Source organism: Rhizorhapis sp., assembly GCF_035276005.1.
Lineage (GTDB): Bacteria > Pseudomonadota > Alphaproteobacteria > Sphingomonadales > Sphingomonadaceae > Rhizorhapis.
Window position 1 is genome coordinate 1 of record NZ_DATEMB010000043.1, and the last position, 15,774, is coordinate 15,774.

Below are 15,774 nucleotides of genomic sequence, written 5' to 3' on the forward strand. Positions count from 1 at the left end.
ATTCCGGTTCTGATTGAACCGGAATGCCTCTAGGGAGACTTTGTTTTCCGTGATTTCCGAGCCAGCAGGTGATTCCACCTGCTTCGAAATCACTCTAAGAATCCCGCTACCGTGCCTTCAGCCGCAGGATGAAGCGGGCGCCCTTTCCAGTCGTGCCTTCAACAGTCAAATCACCTTGCATCGCACGCGCCAAACGGCGGGAAATATAGAGACCGAGGCCGCTTCCTCCTGCGTCGTCGCGGCCTAGCCGCTCGAACTTGTCGAATATCTTTTCCCGATCCTCAGGATCAATTCCCCCGCCTTCATCCGCCACGATGACCTTGGCCCATTCCTCACCCTGTTCGCACTGGATTTGAACCAGGGAAGCCTCAGGTGCATAGCGAATCGCATTGCCGACCAGATTCACCAGTATTTGAAGGGAGCGTCGAAATTCTCCGGTAGCGGGCAGGCTCTCCTCAGGCCCCGGCGCTTCGATCCTGATCTTGCGGTCGGATGCCTTTACACCGAGCAGCCCCGCAGTACGCCGGGCGATGTCGGCTAGGTCAATGTCCTCCATGACGGGATTGAAATCGGGCCGCTCTATGGCCTGGAGATCCGCCAGATCATCGACCAGTTCCATAAGATGCCGACCCGCAGCGGCAATGTCGCTGGCATAGGCGGCATAATCCCGCCGCAATGGCCCCTGCAACTGGCCGCTGATCGTTTCAGCATTGGCGATGATCCGGCCTAGCGGCTTACGCAATGCGCGATCCAGGCGCTGCCCGAACATATGGGCATAAGCCCCCTGTTCGGGCGTCGGCGTCCCTTGGGCTGCGGGGATTCCGGCGGCCGCCGCTTTGCCACGATATCCGACCAAGGAACCATGCGCATCGAAAATGGGAAAGCCGGACAGGACATAACGCTCCTGCGGCCGCTCGCGCACGGCTGCGTGCTGGTCGAGAAACGGAACGCGCTCCGCCATCGCCTTCAAAATGGGAAATTGATGATCTTCGCCTTCTTCAAGCCTGAAGAAGTGCGTCAGGAGCGTTCCCGCCTCAGGCCAATTTTCTCCATTGGTGGCGGGAGCGGTGCGGGGCATGGCCAGAAAGCGAAGTTCGCCGTCGATCCGCCAGTTCCAGCCCTCCGACGCCCGGACAAGGTCCGCCTGCCGTTCCTGCTCTATAACAGGGCTGGGTGGCTCGGCGTCACGTTCCTTCCAGTCGGCGATCGTCAGAGTCACCATTCCATGGTCGGGACGGGCACGCACCCACATGTCGATGTCGGCGTCCCGGTCGGCTGCGATGACGGGACGGGAAATGAGCGTGTTGAGGCGCAGGGCCAATCTCGCCAGCGCCGCCAGTTGCGGTATGGCGAGTGGTCCGCCCTCCTCCCCTCCCGCCCGCAAATGAAGATTCATGAGCAGGGGATCGGCTGAAACCAGTTCACCTTGCGAATTTACAACCGCCTGGATTGCCGCCTGCCCGGCGGGCAAGGCACTCATTTTGCCGTCCGTCCCGGCAAGCCAACGCCGTAGAGCATGGCCGACTTGTCGCGATAAGTCTGTGGCAGCAGCACCGCCGCTGCGTCCTTTTCGGCCTGCTCCCGCTCCAAGACACCATATTGCCGAGCAAGATCGATCAGCTTCGCGTCGGTAAGATCACCCCGGATCATCTGCAGGTCCAGCAACAGCCGGCTCGCCTCATCGCCGGCCAAATCTTGACGCCGCATGATGGCGAGCAGAAGCTCGGGATCCTCGCTGCAAAGCAGGGCGAACAGCCGGTCGAGCGGCACGTCCTGCTTTAGCGAAATGAAGGCCATGAGCAGAAGGTAACGCCGTTGGCCGAGCGCCTGGACCTGGTTTGCGGAGCCGTCCCGCCTGTCCCTGATCAGCCGGGCCAATTTCATGGCCAGCGCAAATGGGCCCTTTTCCTCGTCATATTGGCGCAGCATGGCGGTACCGATCTCACCCATCAGGGTATCGATCTTGCGCCCGGAAGCGATACCCGTGCGGGTAAGAGCCCCTGCCAGAATGGCAGCGACCGTCCAGACGAGATCGGCATAGATTTCAGCCGGGACATCGGCACGAACCAGCACAAACTCCTGATCCGGCTCCGCCCAGCGGTTTTCCGTCAGGAAGAGAGCAAGAGCCGCGTCGGCAATGGATCGGTCCGGGTCGTCGAGCAGCCAGGAAAGATCTGTCTCCGCAGGCCCGTCAGGCGTGACGCTGCCGCCCTTGCGCGCGAGAATGGAAATGCAGGCGCGATGCCGCATATGCGCCACAAGTTCCGGACCTGCCAGTTCCGGGTGTAGCTGAATGGCCCGCCAGCTATAGCCGTGGCCAAGTGTGTCCACGGCATCGGGCAGCAAGGAAGCTATTTCGCCTGCCTTGGCGCGAAGGGCGAACAGCATGCCGGTTTCGACCGTCGTCACGCAGCCTTCCAGATGGCGCCGCATCTCGGTCACCATGGCATCGGGCATTTTCCGGTCATTTGCCCGGAAAATGTCGGTCAGATCAAGAAGATGCCGGCTAAGGTGCGCCGCGTCGTGTCCGCCGGGCGCAAAAACGCCGCTGGAACGGGCGGAAAATCCTCCATCCGGCTGATGATTGCGGGCAGTCATAATTACACCTTAGGGCTCTGTGGTTAATTTGCCCTAAACGACAAGTCACGCTTTTCCGCCCTTTTCTTAATGGTTTTCCATTCGGTTTGAAGATTCACTTTCCGTTCCGCTCCATAATTTCATGGCTGAACGGGCCAGTGAAGCCTGGTTTCGCAGTTTGGCATAGTGCTCGACCATCTGCATGGACTGGCCACTGATCGCCGCCGTCTGGGCAACCGTGCATCCTTCTTCCAGAAGCGCATTGACTGCGTTCTTGCGGAGGCCATGCGGGACAATCTTCTGCCCCTGCTCCTTTGCCCAATTCTGGATAAGGCGGCGCAGGCTCGATTCGTTAAACGCCTTCCCGCCATTCAACAGAATGGTGCGTAGATCCCGGCTGTGGCGGTCCAGTTCGCGCACAAGCGCCGGATGCAGGGGTATGATCATGTCCTTGCGCGTCTTCTGCTGGCGCATCGTTATCACCCCGTCGCTGATCATCGACCAGCGCATTGCGGCCACGTCCCCGATCCTCTGCGCCGTGTAATAGAGCAGATGCACGGCAAGACGCAGTGTGTCGTCATCGCTCGCCAGCGCCGCATTGAGAAGCTCCTGCGGCCAAGGCTCATGCTCGCCAAGTTCGTTCGGGTCTATGTCATCGGTCGGACGGTTCGCCACCAGTCCGCCCCGCCTGCCCCAGCGGTACAGAGCGGAGACTGAGGCGATGAGCATGTTAGCGGCTCCCGGCGTGCCTCCCATCCTGTCGAACAACGCCACGATGTCGCTGCGCTCAATCTCTCCGGCTGGCGCAGTCGGGAGCATGGTGACAAAGCGCCCTTGGTAAATACGATAGAGCTTCTGTGTTGAGGCCGCCAGCCTGGCGAATTGCGCGCTGGCCTGATATTTCCCGACCAGTTCTGCTGCGGTCAAAACGCTTGGCATGGAATGGCGGGATCGGTGCCCAAGCATTGCGGCATAGACGGTCCCGAATTTCGCGTCGGATTGTGGCGGGAGCGGCTTGTAAATGATGTTGCCGCGCTGGTCCTTTTCGCCCGTGTCGAAATAGACATAGACCTTGCCTTTGGAGCGGACGGTTTTGGTGTATGGCAATCCCTTCCTGCGCATTATCCCTGTCCTGAATAGAGAGGCTGGTTTTTGCGCCAATCGCTTGACGTAGCGGGCGCATCTTCCGATTCGCCAATGATGACTTCGATTGTCTGCTTCTCCAAATCCATAACGATCCGCGCGCGCTCGATCCCCGCCGCCTTCACGGCCTTTGCGGCGCGCTCCATATCGGCCTGGCTGATGCGCGCGGGGGCGGTCATCAATCTATCCTCACGGTGCTGGATTTCCCGAACGGCGACCAGTTGGAGCAAACAACGCCGGTCACTTGCTGGCCGCTGGGCGCGGTAGCGGTGAAGCCTGTGCGCACATCATCATCCTGGCCGCATCCGGTCCAGCGGTAGCCGGTCGTCTGGACGTTCTTGAACCCGTAAGATTCAGCCGTGCGGCGAGCCTCATTCGGGTCGGAACAGCCCGCTAAAAACAGAGCGGCTGCAATTGCTAATTTGTGCTTCATCCTCATTCCTCCCACATGCGCGCCCGGGCGGTCATTGCGTGGCCAACATCGGCACGGCGGGACGATCAAAGTGCGTCCGTCCGTCCAGTTCGTGCCCGCCCTTGTCGGCACCACGACCGCCAACCTGCTTGAAGTTGAAAATTCGCCCAAGCCGGTGCGACTGGTCGCGCATTGATCTTGCCCAATCCAGATTCATCGGGCGGGCGCTCTTGCCACTTTCACCGCCAACGATGATCCAGTCCGGCGCGCTGTTATCCATCAGGATCAGCCCTAGAAGTGGCTCGAAGCTGCCGAATGTGAATAAAGGACCGCGTTGCTGCTTGAGCTCCGCCAACTTCCGTCGATCGCGGTCATATTCAAACTGGTTGGCCATTGTCGCCCCGATGGCGACATTACACGGGAGGGGGCGGTGTCCATGCATCGCATCGGTCATCCGGATCACGTTGCCGATGCGTTTGGTCAGCAGCAGCCATACCAGGTTCGGCGTGGTCTCGATAAGCTGCATCAAGTCGTAGCGCCATGCTGGATCAACCTCGTTGTCGAACACGTCGGCCAAGCTGGCGCAAAAAACGAATGGTCGCATCCCTGTGATGGCAGCCTCCCGGTTCCATTTGCGAGGCTTCGCCCAATTTCTCTTGGAAGTGCGAACTCGATCCTCGCCCGGTCCCCATGTGACACGCCTGTAGCGCTCATCCATCATCCCTCGCGCATAGCAATTGTCGCACGCGGGGCTGACTTCGGTGCAGCCTATCCAGGGGTTAAAGGTCGCGTCAGCCCATTCAATTTTGGTGACGTCACCCATTACCATCCTCCCAAAACCGCGCCCGGACTTCCTGCGCGGCGAACATGATCCCTCTCGTGAACTGTCGCCTACGTGGACGGCGCGCGGCTTCTGCGTCCAAATGATCGGCCATCCGATCCGGTGCGTTCAAAGCCCCCACGATCCGCGCCGCCCATACCTCATCCACCGCATCGCAGACGTGCGCCTTGCCGTGGAGGACTTGCTTGGAATTGGCATAGTACGTCACTTCGCCACCTTCCTACTAACCGGCTCAATCGTCGCCCTGTGGCCCTTCAACTGCACATGGCGCTTCCATTCGTGTATGCGCGCCGCGTAAAAGCGCGCTCGGGGGGTTGGTGGGGTCATCGAAATTCTGTGGCCGGTCTTGTTGGGAACCGGCCACTCCCTGTTGATTGGTTATCGAAAACGTCGATCCCGCTGCATCCTCATGAGCGCAGCGCGGGGGCTTTCCTCCGGCTTAATATCGTAACTGCAACCGATGCAGCCGCCCTTCCAGCTTCCAGCGCGCTCTCCAACCTCGTCGCTGAACTGCACGTCGATTCTGTCAAACACGCGCTTGGGCATGATCGAACGCAGCAGGCGCCGGAAACGGAGCGGGCCGAACCATTGTCTGCCATGAAAGGCACGACGGCGGGTTATGGTCGCCTCGACTTCCTGCACTTGGCCCGACTGGAGCATGTAGCGGTAAGGGTGAACCTCGTTCCACTTCTCCGGGCCGATTGGGCCTGTGTAGCGGTGCATCGGGTTTGGATGCTTGCGCGACCCTGTGGCATCTGGGTGGCTTCGGTCATCGTGCCATCGCATATCTGTCCCTAGATACTCGGTGCGGATATGCTCTAGCCCCCACGGCCACCAGAACATCTTGGACCGCTTGCCCCAATGCAGGTGTAATGCTTCCTCGGATGAACTGAAGCCGTACGACGGGCGGTCCATTCCACAGTCGCCGCCCCGGAAAAAGCGCCGGGTCCATAGCGGCATCGGCGCGAACCATGTGAAGAAGCCAAAGCCCAGCATTAGCGATGGGCGGTCGCCATCAATCATGTCGCCATAGAACACCGCCTTGCAGGCTACCGTCCTATAGCGGTAGCCAATCTCCCCGATCTTGGTTCGCACCGAGCTGTCACCGGTCCAATAGGTTGCACCGAGCAGTTTCGCCCACAGCGGCATTTTCGGCTCGCGGCCATATGCTTCAAAAGGCGCCCCCATCACACCCCCTCCTTCCGAAACTGCTTCAGGTTCGCCTTGCTGCGGCGGTATTTCCCCGCGTCCTCCGCATTGGCAGCAGCTTCGATCCGAGCCGCATCCCGCTCGCGCTTGTATTCCGCGGCCAGTGCGTCAAGGGCGCGGACCTCCTGATGAAGATCCTTCACAATGGCCTCATGCTTCTTGCGTGATATGAACATGGTGGTTCTCCCTGTTAGGGTCGGCGGGGTGCTATTTGCCGCCGCTCAACTCATGGATGCGGACGATCAAAATTCGTCGTCGTCATCGTCGACAAAACCCTCGCCGCGCTGTTCGTCTGCCGGTCCTTCTGTTGCCAGCATGTCGCGCCGTACAGCGTAAGCGTCCGTCACCTGCTGATGCAGTTCCGGGCGCTGTGCTGCCAGTTTGGTCATTGCCTTCGCGCCCGATGCGATATGGGCCTCTAGTGCGTCCAGGTCGTCGATCATGCCTAGCGCTAATATGTGTTCCGATGCCCATTCGGCGGCTTTGTCGGCCCGCTGTTGTGCAGCCAACGGCTTGACGGTGTGCGGCGTGCGCTTGCCACGTGTCGCGGTAAGAGCCATCACCATATCCCGGTCGATATGGCTCATGTGGCTGATGCGAATGCCACCCACTTCCATGCCGCCCCATTTGACGGTCGGGTCACGGTAGAGCGTGACCGATCGGCCAACATAGAGCTTCGCGTCCGGCCCCCATGCTGCCACAAGGACACGGCACATGGATTTGCATGGCTTCCACGGGCGGCCATTGTCACCGTCATAGTGTATCGTCACCGGCTGCTCAGTGCCAGGCCGGATATCGACATCGCCTATGCGGATGGTAAGGGGTCCAGCGATCAGGTCATCAGCGGATATCTGATCGCTACGCGGGACGATGACTGGCGACATATCGTTCATACGTACATCTCCTGAACTACCCGCCGCTCGGTCGGAATAAGCTTCGACATAGCGGCCAATGTCGCGCGGTATTCGCGCTCGGTTTCAACAATGCGTTTTTCAAAGGCTATCGCAGCCTGAATGATGGCGTCCTGAATATCCGGTTCGGGTTCGACGCGCTTGACGAACATCGGAAGCCCGCCGCTATAGCTGATAAAATCGCACCATTTCCGGCCCGTCACCAGCAATCCAGTTTGTATCTGGATCATGTAATCGTCGGGAACCTTGTCCTCCGCGATGGTCTGGACCTGATATTTGCCGCGCCGGGATTTGCACTCGATCAGGCCATCGTCCCCGACTAGCCCGTCCGGACTGTATCCGATGGTGAATCCCCAGCTATCGTTGGTGATGAAGCCAACTTCGGCGACGGGCGCGAAGTGCTTGGAATATTGCAGCCGCGCCTCAATCTCATCATCTTGGCCGCGTAGCATATCGTCCGAGACGTACACCGGCTCGACATAGCCGGTGAGGCGCTGGAACAGCAGCTCAAAGCAATGTGCCCGCGTCTTGTCGTTGTTTGCGACTTTGAGCGTCGGCGTGATGATCAGCTTCATTTCACTGGCGGTCAAAAGCCCGCATCTCTGAGCAAGCCAGTCATCCGAACCCTGGATCAAGTCCTTGTGGTATGCGATACCCATCCCTCACCCTCCAATCTGAAGCGCGATAAACACGCCCATGGCGAACGCGCACCCAAGCAGCACGAGCTTGCTGGTTCGGTCCATGGGTTCGTCCGGTATGGGTTCGCCAAGCATCGCGAGAATTTCATCCACGATTGCGGCATTCTTCTCCGCGCTATCGCTGACGACAGGCCGCTCCTGATAGCTCGCCGGGTTGGCCCAGGGGGTCATCGACGCATCCATTTGATCGTTTCCTCTTTCTTGGCCAATTCGGCCTCAAGATCGGCGATGCGGCGGGAAAGAATGGTATCGCCGCCATGCTTGCAGACAGCGGCACGTACCCTTTCGCCCTTGCTATAGTCCGCATAGGGGTATCGGTTCATGGCCCATTCTTCACCGGCCAGCAGGGCACTTATGGTTTGCTCAACCATGTGCCGGACTTCCCCGGCAACGTTCATCTCAGCATCGGACAAAAGCCAGTCGCGCACATCATCCCACAGCTTTTCACGGAATTTATCGGCGAACTCGTCGACGAGCGGCCTCAGGTGCTCCGCTTGAAATTTCTCAAGCATCGCTTCGGCCATTCTGTTGCTGGCGCGATATTCCGGACCTAGAACGGGGCCGACAGCAATATCTTCTTCTGTGAATTTGGTTAGGTTGCTCATTTCCGCAGCTCCTGCTTCTGGCGGAATGCCGCCTCGTGACGTTCCTGCGCGGTCATAGGCGGTTCGCCCTCGCACATGTCGCTGAATGCATCGGCGGCAGCGTCTTCGATCTCGTCTTGCGTCATGGGACGCCAACCGTGACCGCAGCAGTCCGGGCAATCCTCCTGATGCAAACCGCGCAGAATGCCGTGGCGGCGGACCTCGATCCAGCCATTGCCATCGCAGCGCTTGCATTCGATGTCAGGCACAAAGCCGTTGGGGTAGTGGGTCATGACATTGCCTCCCGCACCGAAAGTTCAGCAGTCTCGACCATGGCGTTAAGAAAGTGCTCGAAGTCCAGGCTGCGCATCATCGCGTAACGGCCATATCGCGTATTGGTGATCTGGACCGTTTCATCATCGCGCCACTCGATCAGGAAATCGCCAACGCGAAAACCTTCGCTGTTCATCATGCTTTCCCTTCGATTGCTTCATGGAGGCATTCCTCAAGGGCGTCGGCGCAACGGCGGTAATAGTCGCGCAGTTCGAATGTGCCGGTCTTGGACGCCTCGCGCCAAATGTTCAGCTTGTCCTCAAGCAAGGTGATCTGGTCGTTGGTCATCACCCGTAAACCCCATGCGGAGGCTTGCCGGTTGGCAGCGGCGGGAAGCCGGTCGGCTCCACCTCAAGCGCATCAGGGATCACAACCCCGCGACCACGCAGCGCGTTCGCCTCTGCTACGGCCTTGGCGATCGCTTCCTCGGGCGTGTCACCATAGGCAGAAGCACATTTTCCTGACGGCTCGCCGTTCCAGTGAGCATAGGCGTGATAGGTTATGCCAACGCCATAACGGTCGTGACTCACGCAGATGCTCTTTAGCTCGTGCTGGTCGCACTGCGCGTTGAAATAGTCGCTGAGTTTCATGTTTACCTCCATTCCTGCGGGCCAGCGGCAAGAGCCGACAGCGCCCTGATTTCCTTCACCGCCGACCGTGGCACGTCGCGCCGGTCGAGCAGTTCGCCCAATATCCACAGCGCGCGGCATCCCTCGGTCGTCCTGCTCGCCGCGAACAAATCTTGCGCGATGTTGCGGAGCGCGCCGAGGACGAGAAAGCGTTCGTTGTTGGCTGGCATCACACCCTCCATTCCATCTCAGGCTTGCCAAACACGCCCCAGCGCCGGTCATGGCGGGCGTTCTCGATGCACATTTCGGCGGCGGCGAGGGCGTCAATCGCGACGTCAAGTTCTGCCGTGATGTCGATACCCTCTAGTTCACCGTCCATCACCTCAAGTCCTCGGCGCATTTCGGAAAGGCGGGTTAGTTGGTCGGTCATGTCAGGCTTTCACGGGTACGCGGTTGAGTGCATCGACCATGCCGTCAGCCAGATGCTTCCAGGCGTAGGCGTAGGCAGCCAGACGCTTCCAGGCGTAGGCGTCGGCGTAGGCGTAGGCGTTGGCGTAGGCGTAGGCGTTGGCGTAGGCGTTGGTGTAGGCGTTGGTGTAGGCGTCGGCGTAGGCGTAGGCGTAGGCGTGGGCGTTGGCGTAGGCGTAGGCGTAGGCGTTGGCGTAGGCGTAGGCGTAGGCGTGGGTGTTGGCGTAGGCGTAGGCGTAGACGTTTTTAAGCACCGGCTTCCATTCGTCCGCGCTGATCTTCTCGCCAGCCAGCGAGCGTTCGTGTAGCGCCTTCAGGGCTTCATGTGGGGCAGTGTCGCGGTTGCGAAGTTTCGCCGCGTCAATGCCTAAAACGCAAACCGTATTGGCCTGCCAGTCGTGGACAACGCTGAACGGGACATTGCCGCCGATCCGGTCAAGCGCAGCATAGAAGCGCAGGCCCCAATCCTTCGCATCATCGAATTTCTGACGGTCGAAGAATGTGGGAACCATTTGCGCAAGCCAGCGCGGCATGATCGTGGCCGGACACTTGTTCGGACCATCCACAGCGTCACCCAGGACGCCCAGCGCACAGGCGAGATGGCGACCATCCTGTTCTTTATGCCATCTCACCTGAATGAGGCGATCTTCCTTAAAAGCCGCTTCGTAGCGGGCGAAGGCTTCTGCTGCGGTCTGCGCTATCTCTGTCATCACATTCCCCATCGTTGCGCCACCGTCTTCGTCCGAGGAGATCGGGTGGCTGATGGGGGGATGTTATGATGTAGTTTTCTACACGTCAAGCGGTAAATGTAGTTTTTTACATTGTCTCCGCGCAGGCACGAAAAACCCCGCCGAAGCGGGGATAGGTATCCGGAAATCGTGTGGGTGTGGGGTTATTTTTTTGCTGGGAGCTTGGAGCAATCGCGATTAACCGTGACCCAACCTTGATCGCCTTGTATCCACTGCTTACCACAATTCCCCAATTGGGTGTCGATGGCGTCACTACGGCGGTTGTCTATATCGACATTCTTATTGAAGGTCTTTCTTAGGCTCTCGTGGGCATCGTATGTCGCCTTCGCCAGTTCATACGTTGCGCCCTGCCTCTCCTCCATTGTAGTTATTCGACGCTTTAGATCCTCAAGGTCCGATTCAGTTGCGCCAACGCGCCGCTGTGCATCAGCGGCCATCGTTCTGCTGTAATCATCTCTTGCATCCCCGCATGCCGATAGCAGCATAACCAACGCGATTGCTCCTGTCCGCATTATTCCCCCGTCGCAAACGTCTTTAGGATATCCTTGGCCTGTTCCCGGCGTTCCAGCGGTATATGGTCCCAAATTTCTATCACTTCAGCTTCAGCCTTCCGGTCATTTTCATCCGGCGAAAGCAGTTCTACCAAGGACATTCCCAACGCCGCAGCCACCTTCTCGATGTTGCCAAGGGTCATGGATTGGACTTGCCTGGTGCAAAATTTATGCACGGCGCTATCCGATAGGCCGGCCGCCTTCGACACCCCCGCGAACGAAAGTTCTGGGTTGGCCTCAATAATCTGCCTGATTCTGTCCCTCACATCCATAGCTGGATGATGCCACCACGGCACTACATGGCGTGAGTGTAGCTTTCTACTTGACGGGCGATGTAGAAAACTACATGGTGCGCCTATGTCAGACATCAATGATTTCATCGAACGTGTCCACGCATATGCCAGACGGCGCGAGTGTTCGACAAAAACCGTCTCACGGCTCCTGTTTGGCGGCGGCAATCGGCTTGCTGAAATTGAGGAAGGCAATTCCTTCCCGAGATTAGACACTTTCCAAAAGGCTCTCCGAAAATTGGAAGAACTGGAGAGGGCCGCCTAATGCCCTGCCGTCGCCGCATCCCTGACGACCTCACATTGCCCTCTGGCCCATTCTGCATAGGTGCGCTGTGCGAGCTGCATGCAGGCCAGAAACATGTGGGGCGTAAAAGCCATGTCGCGCCCCTCGATATGGACATGGAACAGACCGCCGCGCGCCTCGACATAGGGCAATGTTTCGACAAGCAGAATTTCAGCCATCCCGTACCCCGCTTTTTTGGTGGATCGACCCGATTCCTATTTTGGATATGGTCTTCCTTGGCGGTTCGGCTGTCAACAAACTGCAACAAATATTCGAGGTTTAACAACCGTTTACCTTTTGGTGCGGCGGCATGAGCGCCATTCTCAATCTCACTGATTGCGCCGGACCTGCCTCTACGGCGCAAGGCGTGACCGCAAACCCCGCAACGGCGCGCGGTCACGCCATAATTTCCCACGCTGCCACAGAGCAGCCGGGTCGCAGTGTCGGCGGCCTCGAAGATCCCCACGCCGGGGCCGCCGACACATTCGATCACACTAAGTTCCGATTCGTCCATAAGCCTTAAATTATACCCGTTCGCGCCTGCAAAAAAGCGCGTTAATACAAGTGCTTCATAGTAGAACATTAATCTAATCTGGAAACCATGATCATAAGGAAAGGTTAAGAATGGGAGGCTTGCGCAGCACGACCATGCACCCCGAAACCAGGGCGCTCATCAGACAGATGTGCGGCTACGTCACTGATGACACGATGATTGCCGCATGGGCAAAAGTCACGGCAGTTCGCAAGACCTTATCGCGCGGTAGCCGCGTTGGCCCCAATCTCGACAAAGAGCCATCTAACGTAAACGAGCGGCCCAATATGGAAATGGAGCGCCGCGCCCGAGCAGATGCGGAGGATGGAAGCAGGCGGCTGCTCAAGGCCATCGCGCGCTATCATCACAGGCTGGGTCGCCCTGGATGGGGGGATTTGGCAGCATGAGGGTCCGCAAGGCAGACACGGACGCCATTTCGGCGGCGGGGGCAAGGGCGCAGCTTAAAATGCTGCTGTCCGGTGCGCGGTCGCTGGACCAGTTTACGGCGGAAGGCCTTGCCCGCACCCATCGCGTGCCGGTGAAGCTCTGCGCGCAATTGCTGGCGGATGAGCTGGCCTATCGGGGGCGGATGATATGACGGACGCATTTGCCGCCCTTCTAGACGAAGATGATGCGGATCTTGATTGGTGGATCGATCCCAAGGACACAGATCCTCGTGACGAACTCGCCCGCCAGTCCGCATTCATCCGGGATGCGAAGATACTCTGCCCCGCCGTCAATATATTTGCGGTGCCAAACGCAGCCAAGCGCAGCCAATGGGCCGCGCGCAAAGCTAAGCGGGAGGGATTGACGGCGGGCGTCCTTGATCTCGTCTGTACGTGGCATTGCGGTGGTGTGGCCTTCTTGGAGTTCAAGGACGGCACAAAAATGCCTGATGCCAACCAGCGTGACCGGCTCAACATGTACACTCGGCAAGGTCATCTCTGCGGCGTGTTCCGGCAGGAGAAGAGCGCGCTCGATTTTCTGATGCGCTCTGGCGCTCCGTTCATCGACAGGGAGGGGTTATGACGGCCGACCTGTTCGACCACGACCAGCGCGCGATCCTGAACGAATACAGGGCGGAGCAGCACAACCCGCTGCGCCGCGAGTTCGACGCGATGTTGAACGCGATGTCCGCCCGCGACATGACAGTGCTGCACGGCCACGGCATTCCAGCGCCTCAACTGTTCGGTGAGAGCCTGGTCGGTGCCGCGAATATCGAGACTGGCCGAAACGACTTCTGGACCCCCACTGATTCCGGGCCGCGCGCGATCATCATTCCAGCCATGGAAAACGGATGTATCATAGACCTCATCGCCTTTCGTCCTTCGCAACCGGACACATGGTATGCCCGTGTCGGCAATTGCTGGGCGCTCGGCATGGACGAGATCGCCGACGCCCGTTCCGCCCTTGACCAGAGTCATTCGATCTTTCTGCACGCTACACCGCTCGACTGGCTGCGGGCCGGCGGCCGCGGCGTATGCGTCATTGACTGGACCGACGACGCCCGCCTGACGCTGCGCGACCTCCGCGCAATCGACGTGGCGAGCCCGAAATTTGCCCGGGCGCTACGCCTCGAACTCTCCCGGCCTCCAAGGATCCCGGAAATCAAAACAGGGAGGATGCGTCGGGATGCGGCGTAACATCATTTCCATGGACCGCAGCGACATGGACCAGCGGGAGACACAGCCGCTTCCGCTGCAATATTTCGACGAGATCGAAATGCAGCTGACCGGCCTGTGGCTTGTCAAGCATCTCCTGCCGTCAACCGGCATGGCGGTGCTGTACGGGCACCCGGGAAGCGGCAAGACCTTTCTCGCCTTGGACTGGTCGCTGCACGTCGCGCTGGGCTGGGAATGGCACGGCCGCAAGGTCAAACAGGGCCTTGTGGTCTATATCTGCGCGGAAGGCGTCTCAGGGCTCCGGAACCGCGTGGAAGCGTTCAGGCGGCACCACGATGTCAAATCGGTGCCTTTCGCGCTCATCCCTACCAGCGTCGACCTACAGGCCCCCGATGCGGACGTGAACCGCGTGATCGAGGCGATCCGGACCGCTGAAGAACATTATGGCGAGAATGCAGTCCTGATCGTCGTTGACACGATTTCGAAGACCTTTGGCGCCGGCAAGGAAAACACCGACGACATGGTAAGCTACGTCGCAAACTGCCAGCGGCTTTCAAACCAGTTCGAATGCCTGACCATGCCGGTCCACCACCGACCCAAGGACGCCGAGAGCGAAGAGCCGCGCGGCCATTCGAGCCTCAAAGGCGGCGCGGAAACCATCATCATCGTGGAAGCAGGAGAGACGAAGAAAGCACGTATCACGAAGCAGAAGGACGGCGAGGACGGCATTGAAATGCTGTTCAAGCTCAAGGTCGTGGAACTTGGCCAGGACGAGGATGGAGATCCCGTAACCTCATGCATTGTCGAAGCAACCGACGTGGACCTTGCTCCGCGTGGCGACAACGTGGGGGCGAAAATCGCAAAGCTTCCGGATGGCGCGAGGCTCGCCTTGAGCATGCTCAATGAGACGCTGGAGCAGTCCGGCTTCTATCCTCCGAACGACATTCCGGACGGTGAAATTAACCGGATGATCGTTGGTAAAGTAACCAGATTGGTTGATTGGCGGCAGAAGTACAGAAATGCCTTGGGGACAGATGGGGACACTCAAGGGGACACTGAATATCAGCGCTTAAAAAAGTCATTCCAACGGGTCCGGGAGCGACTACAAAACGACGGAATTGTGCGCGTTTTTGGTGATTATGTATGGCGCACCTGGCAGGATAAAGCACCCGCCGAACCGACAAGGGGACATCAGGGGACACATAAGGGGACATCTAAAAATCAGGCTGGGGGACACAGGGGACATTCTGGGGCCCCCCTACAGGGACCCCCAGAAATGTCCCCATCAGTGTCCCCATCGGTTGCTCCCGGCGAGAATGTCCCCAACAAACCAACCCAAAGCTTGGCGGCGGATAATCCGATCCTGAACCGCGGCGCGCCACCCTCGAACGTGACCCCGCTCTGGATCGATGAGGCGCCGCCGATCGGTGAGGATGACCCGTTCCTGAATTTTGGCGAGGGCGATGAAGATGGATTTTGATTTCAGCGAGCAGCCAACTGTCGGCACCGTCATCCTTCTCGACGAGCAGCAATACGAACTGGTCGGGGTCGAGCCTTACCGGCGCAGGGACGGGAGGAAAACCGAACTACTAGTTTGGGCAACGCAATGCGCCAACTGCCAGAGCCCGTTCGAGGTGAAGACGCCGCTCAGGACGAACGGGTTTTCCCGCCGCTGTGCCGCGTGCAGGAAACCGGGGAAGCCTGTCCAGGGGAAGCGCGGCCGCAAGGTCAAGGTCGCAATGGTGGAGGCCTGACGATGCCCCCTAACCCCGGCCACCTCCCGCCCAACCTCACCCGCGCCGATCTCCAGTTCGCGAACGGCCGGACATATCGCAACGTCGAGCGCTTGGACGAACTGCGGTGGAGCGTCACGGGGGGAAGTAGCGATATCGTTAGGTGGCAGGCATGCAGGGGGAAATGATGCCCAATTTGGCAGCCTCAGACGAGCACAGAGGCAAAATCATCTCAGGACGTAACGGAGGCGCGGAATTTCACAATCCAT

General features: G+C 59.1%; 29 protein-coding genes. 7 read left to right on the forward strand and 22 right to left on the reverse strand.

The window, feature by feature from the left end:
• Positions 1-106 precede the first annotated feature (106 nt).
• From VJS46_RS09655 to VJS46_RS09755, 21 genes are all read right to left on the reverse strand, one after another.
• Complete coding sequence (locus VJS46_RS09655) at positions 107-1,480, reverse strand: HAMP domain-containing sensor histidine kinase (RefSeq protein WP_324059821.1); 1,374 nt, start codon at positions 1,478-1,480, stop codon at positions 107-109.
• Complete coding sequence (locus VJS46_RS09660) at positions 1,477-2,598, reverse strand: hypothetical protein (RefSeq protein ID WP_324059822.1); 1,122 nt, start codon at positions 2,596-2,598, stop codon at positions 1,477-1,479. Before VJS46_RS09660 ends, VJS46_RS09655 begins: the two co-directional genes overlap by 4 nt.
• 66 nt (positions 2,599-2,664) lie before the next feature.
• Entirely contained in the window at positions 2,665-3,684 is a 1,020-nt protein-coding gene (locus tag VJS46_RS09665) for a site-specific integrase (protein WP_324059823.1), read from the reverse strand.
• A 14-nt stretch (positions 3,685-3,698) separates the two neighbouring features.
• Positions 3,699-3,899 carry a hypothetical protein gene (locus tag VJS46_RS09670; protein WP_324059824.1) on the reverse strand — a complete coding sequence of 67 codons (201 nt, stop codon included), beginning with the start codon at positions 3,897-3,899 and terminating at the stop codon, positions 3,699-3,701.
• Entirely contained in the window at positions 3,899-4,153 is a 255-nt protein-coding gene (locus tag VJS46_RS09675; RefSeq protein WP_324059825.1) for a hypothetical protein, read from the reverse strand. Before VJS46_RS09675 ends, VJS46_RS09670 begins: the two co-directional genes overlap by 1 nt.
• Positions 4,154-4,184: 31 nt before the next feature.
• Positions 4,185-4,955: a DUF5131 family protein gene (locus VJS46_RS09680; RefSeq protein WP_324059826.1), complete on the reverse strand. Its 771-nt coding sequence runs from the start codon at positions 4,953-4,955 to the stop codon at positions 4,185-4,187.
• Positions 4,948-5,181 (reverse strand): hypothetical protein, encoded by a 234-nt coding sequence (locus VJS46_RS09685; RefSeq protein ID WP_324059827.1) that lies wholly within the window; start codon positions 5,179-5,181, stop codon positions 4,948-4,950. The genes VJS46_RS09680 and VJS46_RS09685 overlap by 8 nt, the downstream gene beginning before the upstream one ends.
• Positions 5,182-5,351: 170 nt before the next feature.
• Positions 5,352-6,161 carry a hypothetical protein gene (locus VJS46_RS09690; RefSeq protein WP_324059828.1) on the reverse strand — a complete coding sequence of 270 codons (810 nt, stop codon included), beginning with the start codon at positions 6,159-6,161 and terminating at the stop codon, positions 5,352-5,354.
• Positions 6,161-6,358, reverse strand: a complete 198-nt coding sequence (locus VJS46_RS09695) for a hypothetical protein (RefSeq protein ID WP_324059829.1) — start codon at positions 6,356-6,358, stop codon at positions 6,161-6,163. The genes VJS46_RS09690 and VJS46_RS09695 overlap by 1 nt, the downstream gene beginning before the upstream one ends.
• A 66-nt stretch (positions 6,359-6,424) precedes the next feature.
• Entirely contained in the window at positions 6,425-7,075 is a 651-nt protein-coding gene (locus tag VJS46_RS09700) for a hypothetical protein (RefSeq protein ID WP_324059830.1), read from the reverse strand.
• Complete coding sequence (locus VJS46_RS09705; RefSeq protein WP_324059831.1) at positions 7,072-7,752, reverse strand: lambda exonuclease family protein; 681 nt, start codon at positions 7,750-7,752, stop codon at positions 7,072-7,074. The genes VJS46_RS09700 and VJS46_RS09705 overlap by 4 nt, the downstream gene beginning before the upstream one ends.
• A 3-nt stretch (positions 7,753-7,755) precedes the next feature.
• Positions 7,756-7,962: a hypothetical protein gene (locus VJS46_RS09710; RefSeq protein WP_324059832.1), complete on the reverse strand. Its 207-nt coding sequence runs from the start codon at positions 7,960-7,962 to the stop codon at positions 7,756-7,758.
• Complete coding sequence (locus VJS46_RS09715; protein WP_324059833.1) at positions 7,959-8,396, reverse strand: hypothetical protein; 438 nt, start codon at positions 8,394-8,396, stop codon at positions 7,959-7,961. Before VJS46_RS09715 ends, VJS46_RS09710 begins: the two co-directional genes overlap by 4 nt.
• Positions 8,393-8,668, reverse strand: a complete 276-nt coding sequence (locus VJS46_RS09720; protein ID WP_324059834.1) for a hypothetical protein — start codon at positions 8,666-8,668, stop codon at positions 8,393-8,395. Before VJS46_RS09720 ends, VJS46_RS09715 begins: the two co-directional genes overlap by 4 nt.
• Positions 8,665-8,847: a hypothetical protein gene (locus VJS46_RS09725; protein ID WP_324059835.1), complete on the reverse strand. Its 183-nt coding sequence runs from the start codon at positions 8,845-8,847 to the stop codon at positions 8,665-8,667. Before VJS46_RS09725 ends, VJS46_RS09720 begins: the two co-directional genes overlap by 4 nt.
• Complete coding sequence (locus VJS46_RS09730) at positions 8,844-8,996, reverse strand: hypothetical protein (protein WP_324059836.1); 153 nt, start codon at positions 8,994-8,996, stop codon at positions 8,844-8,846. Before VJS46_RS09730 ends, VJS46_RS09725 begins: the two co-directional genes overlap by 4 nt.
• Positions 8,996-9,298, reverse strand: coding sequence for a hypothetical protein (locus tag VJS46_RS09735; protein WP_324059837.1), 303 nt, complete (start codon positions 9,296-9,298; stop codon positions 8,996-8,998). Before VJS46_RS09735 ends, VJS46_RS09730 begins: the two co-directional genes overlap by 1 nt.
• A gap of 2 nt (positions 9,299-9,300) precedes the next feature.
• On the reverse strand, positions 9,301-9,507 hold the full coding sequence (locus VJS46_RS09740; RefSeq protein ID WP_324059838.1) for a hypothetical protein: 207 nt from the start codon (positions 9,505-9,507) through the stop codon (positions 9,301-9,303).
• Positions 9,507-9,707 (reverse strand): hypothetical protein, encoded by a 201-nt coding sequence (locus VJS46_RS09745; protein WP_324059839.1) that lies wholly within the window; start codon positions 9,705-9,707, stop codon positions 9,507-9,509. Before VJS46_RS09745 ends, VJS46_RS09740 begins: the two co-directional genes overlap by 1 nt.
• Before the next feature lies 1 nt (position 9,708).
• Entirely contained in the window at positions 9,709-10,455 is a 747-nt protein-coding gene (locus tag VJS46_RS09750) for a hypothetical protein (protein ID WP_324059840.1), read from the reverse strand.
• A 550-nt stretch (positions 10,456-11,005) separates the two neighbouring features.
• Entirely contained in the window at positions 11,006-11,425 is a 420-nt protein-coding gene (locus VJS46_RS09755) for a helix-turn-helix transcriptional regulator (RefSeq protein WP_324059841.1), read from the reverse strand.
• Between VJS46_RS09755 and VJS46_RS09760 the strand changes: the two genes are divergently transcribed.
• A complete protein-coding gene (locus tag VJS46_RS09760) occupies positions 11,403-11,600 on the forward strand; it encodes a hypothetical protein (RefSeq protein WP_324059908.1) in 198 nt (65 codons plus the stop codon). The genes VJS46_RS09755 and VJS46_RS09760 overlap by 23 nt on opposite strands.
• On the opposite strand, the gene VJS46_RS09765 is transcribed toward VJS46_RS09760, so the two are convergent.
• Positions 11,597-11,797 (reverse strand): hypothetical protein, encoded by a 201-nt coding sequence (locus tag VJS46_RS09765; protein WP_324059842.1) that lies wholly within the window; start codon positions 11,795-11,797, stop codon positions 11,597-11,599. The two genes, VJS46_RS09760 and VJS46_RS09765, sit on opposite strands and share 4 nt — an antisense overlap.
• Before the next feature lie 445 nt (positions 11,798-12,242).
• On the opposite strand from VJS46_RS09765, the gene VJS46_RS09770 reads away from it, so the two are divergent.
• Genes VJS46_RS09770 through VJS46_RS09795 form a run of 6 tightly spaced genes read left to right on the forward strand, consistent with a single transcriptional unit; the run spans position 12,243 to position 15,526 of the window.
• Positions 12,243-12,557: a hypothetical protein gene (locus tag VJS46_RS09770; RefSeq protein ID WP_324059843.1), complete on the forward strand. Its 315-nt coding sequence runs from the start codon at positions 12,243-12,245 to the stop codon at positions 12,555-12,557.
• On the forward strand, positions 12,554-12,748 hold the full coding sequence (locus VJS46_RS09775; protein WP_324059844.1) for a hypothetical protein: 195 nt from the start codon (positions 12,554-12,556) through the stop codon (positions 12,746-12,748). Before VJS46_RS09770 ends, VJS46_RS09775 begins: the two co-directional genes overlap by 4 nt.
• Complete coding sequence (locus VJS46_RS09780) at positions 12,745-13,179, forward strand: hypothetical protein (protein ID WP_324059845.1); 435 nt, start codon at positions 12,745-12,747, stop codon at positions 13,177-13,179. The genes VJS46_RS09775 and VJS46_RS09780 overlap by 4 nt, the downstream gene beginning before the upstream one ends.
• Positions 13,176-13,793: a hypothetical protein gene (locus VJS46_RS09785; protein ID WP_324059846.1), complete on the forward strand. Its 618-nt coding sequence runs from the start codon at positions 13,176-13,178 to the stop codon at positions 13,791-13,793. The genes VJS46_RS09780 and VJS46_RS09785 overlap by 4 nt, the downstream gene beginning before the upstream one ends.
• A complete protein-coding gene (locus tag VJS46_RS09790; protein WP_324059847.1) occupies positions 13,783-15,252 on the forward strand; it encodes an AAA family ATPase in 1,470 nt (489 codons plus the stop codon). Before VJS46_RS09785 ends, VJS46_RS09790 begins: the two co-directional genes overlap by 11 nt.
• Positions 15,242-15,526 (forward strand): hypothetical protein, encoded by a 285-nt coding sequence (locus tag VJS46_RS09795; protein WP_324059848.1) that lies wholly within the window; start codon positions 15,242-15,244, stop codon positions 15,524-15,526. Before VJS46_RS09790 ends, VJS46_RS09795 begins: the two co-directional genes overlap by 11 nt.
• Positions 15,527-15,774 lie beyond the last annotated feature (248 nt).

Bases quoted from the DNA above. Each gene is read 5' to 3' on its own strand.
- VJS46_RS09655 (WP_324059821.1), bottom strand. From the start codon at position 1,480: ATGAGTGCCTTGCCCGCCGGGCAGGCGGCAATCCAGGCGGTTGTAAAT.
- VJS46_RS09660 (WP_324059822.1), bottom strand. From the start codon at position 2,598: ATGACTGCCCGCAATCATCAGCCGGATGGAGGATTTTCCGCCCGTTCC.
- VJS46_RS09670 (WP_324059824.1), bottom strand. From the start codon at position 3,899: ATGACCGCCCCCGCGCGCATCAGCCAGGCCGATATGGAGCGCGCCGCA.
- VJS46_RS09675 (WP_324059825.1), bottom strand. From the start codon at position 4,153: ATGAAGCACAAATTAGCAATTGCAGCCGCTCTGTTTTTAGCGGGCTGT.
- VJS46_RS09680 (WP_324059826.1), bottom strand. From the start codon at position 4,955: ATGGGTGACGTCACCAAAATTGAATGGGCTGACGCGACCTTTAACCCC.
- VJS46_RS09690 (WP_324059828.1), bottom strand. From the start codon at position 6,161: ATGGGGGCGCCTTTTGAAGCATATGGCCGCGAGCCGAAAATGCCGCTG.
- VJS46_RS09695 (WP_324059829.1), bottom strand. From the start codon at position 6,358: ATGTTCATATCACGCAAGAAGCATGAGGCCATTGTGAAGGATCTTCAT.
- VJS46_RS09700 (WP_324059830.1), bottom strand. From the start codon at position 7,075: ATGAACGATATGTCGCCAGTCATCGTCCCGCGTAGCGATCAGATATCC.
- VJS46_RS09705 (WP_324059831.1), bottom strand. From the start codon at position 7,752: ATGGGTATCGCATACCACAAGGACTTGATCCAGGGTTCGGATGACTGG.
- VJS46_RS09710 (WP_324059832.1), bottom strand. From the start codon at position 7,962: ATGACCCCCTGGGCCAACCCGGCGAGCTATCAGGAGCGGCCTGTCGTC.
- VJS46_RS09715 (WP_324059833.1), bottom strand. From the start codon at position 8,396: ATGAGCAACCTAACCAAATTCACAGAAGAAGATATTGCTGTCGGCCCC.
- VJS46_RS09720 (WP_324059834.1), bottom strand. From the start codon at position 8,668: ATGACCCACTACCCCAACGGCTTTGTGCCTGACATCGAATGCAAGCGC.
- VJS46_RS09725 (WP_324059835.1), bottom strand. From the start codon at position 8,847: ATGATGAACAGCGAAGGTTTTCGCGTTGGCGATTTCCTGATCGAGTGG.
- VJS46_RS09730 (WP_324059836.1), bottom strand. From the start codon at position 8,996: ATGACCAACGACCAGATCACCTTGCTTGAGGACAAGCTGAACATTTGG.
- VJS46_RS09735 (WP_324059837.1), bottom strand. From the start codon at position 9,298: ATGAAACTCAGCGACTATTTCAACGCGCAGTGCGACCAGCACGAGCTA.
- VJS46_RS09740 (WP_324059838.1), bottom strand. From the start codon at position 9,507: ATGCCAGCCAACAACGAACGCTTTCTCGTCCTCGGCGCGCTCCGCAAC.
- VJS46_RS09745 (WP_324059839.1), bottom strand. From the start codon at position 9,707: ATGACCGACCAACTAACCCGCCTTTCCGAAATGCGCCGAGGACTTGAG.
- VJS46_RS09750 (WP_324059840.1), bottom strand. From the start codon at position 10,455: ATGACAGAGATAGCGCAGACCGCAGCAGAAGCCTTCGCCCGCTACGAA.
- VJS46_RS09760 (WP_324059908.1), top strand. From the start codon at position 11,403: ATGTCAGACATCAATGATTTCATCGAACGTGTCCACGCATATGCCAGA.
- VJS46_RS09755 (WP_324059841.1), bottom strand. From the start codon at position 11,425: ATGAAATCATTGATGTCTGACATAGGCGCACCATGTAGTTTTCTACAT.
- VJS46_RS09765 (WP_324059842.1), bottom strand. From the start codon at position 11,797: ATGGCTGAAATTCTGCTTGTCGAAACATTGCCCTATGTCGAGGCGCGC.
- VJS46_RS09770 (WP_324059843.1), top strand. From the start codon at position 12,243: ATGGGAGGCTTGCGCAGCACGACCATGCACCCCGAAACCAGGGCGCTC.
- VJS46_RS09775 (WP_324059844.1), top strand. From the start codon at position 12,554: ATGAGGGTCCGCAAGGCAGACACGGACGCCATTTCGGCGGCGGGGGCA.
- VJS46_RS09780 (WP_324059845.1), top strand. From the start codon at position 12,745: ATGACGGACGCATTTGCCGCCCTTCTAGACGAAGATGATGCGGATCTT.
- VJS46_RS09785 (WP_324059846.1), top strand. From the start codon at position 13,176: ATGACGGCCGACCTGTTCGACCACGACCAGCGCGCGATCCTGAACGAA.
- VJS46_RS09790 (WP_324059847.1), top strand. From the start codon at position 13,783: ATGCGGCGTAACATCATTTCCATGGACCGCAGCGACATGGACCAGCGG.
- VJS46_RS09795 (WP_324059848.1), top strand. From the start codon at position 15,242: ATGGATTTTGATTTCAGCGAGCAGCCAACTGTCGGCACCGTCATCCTT.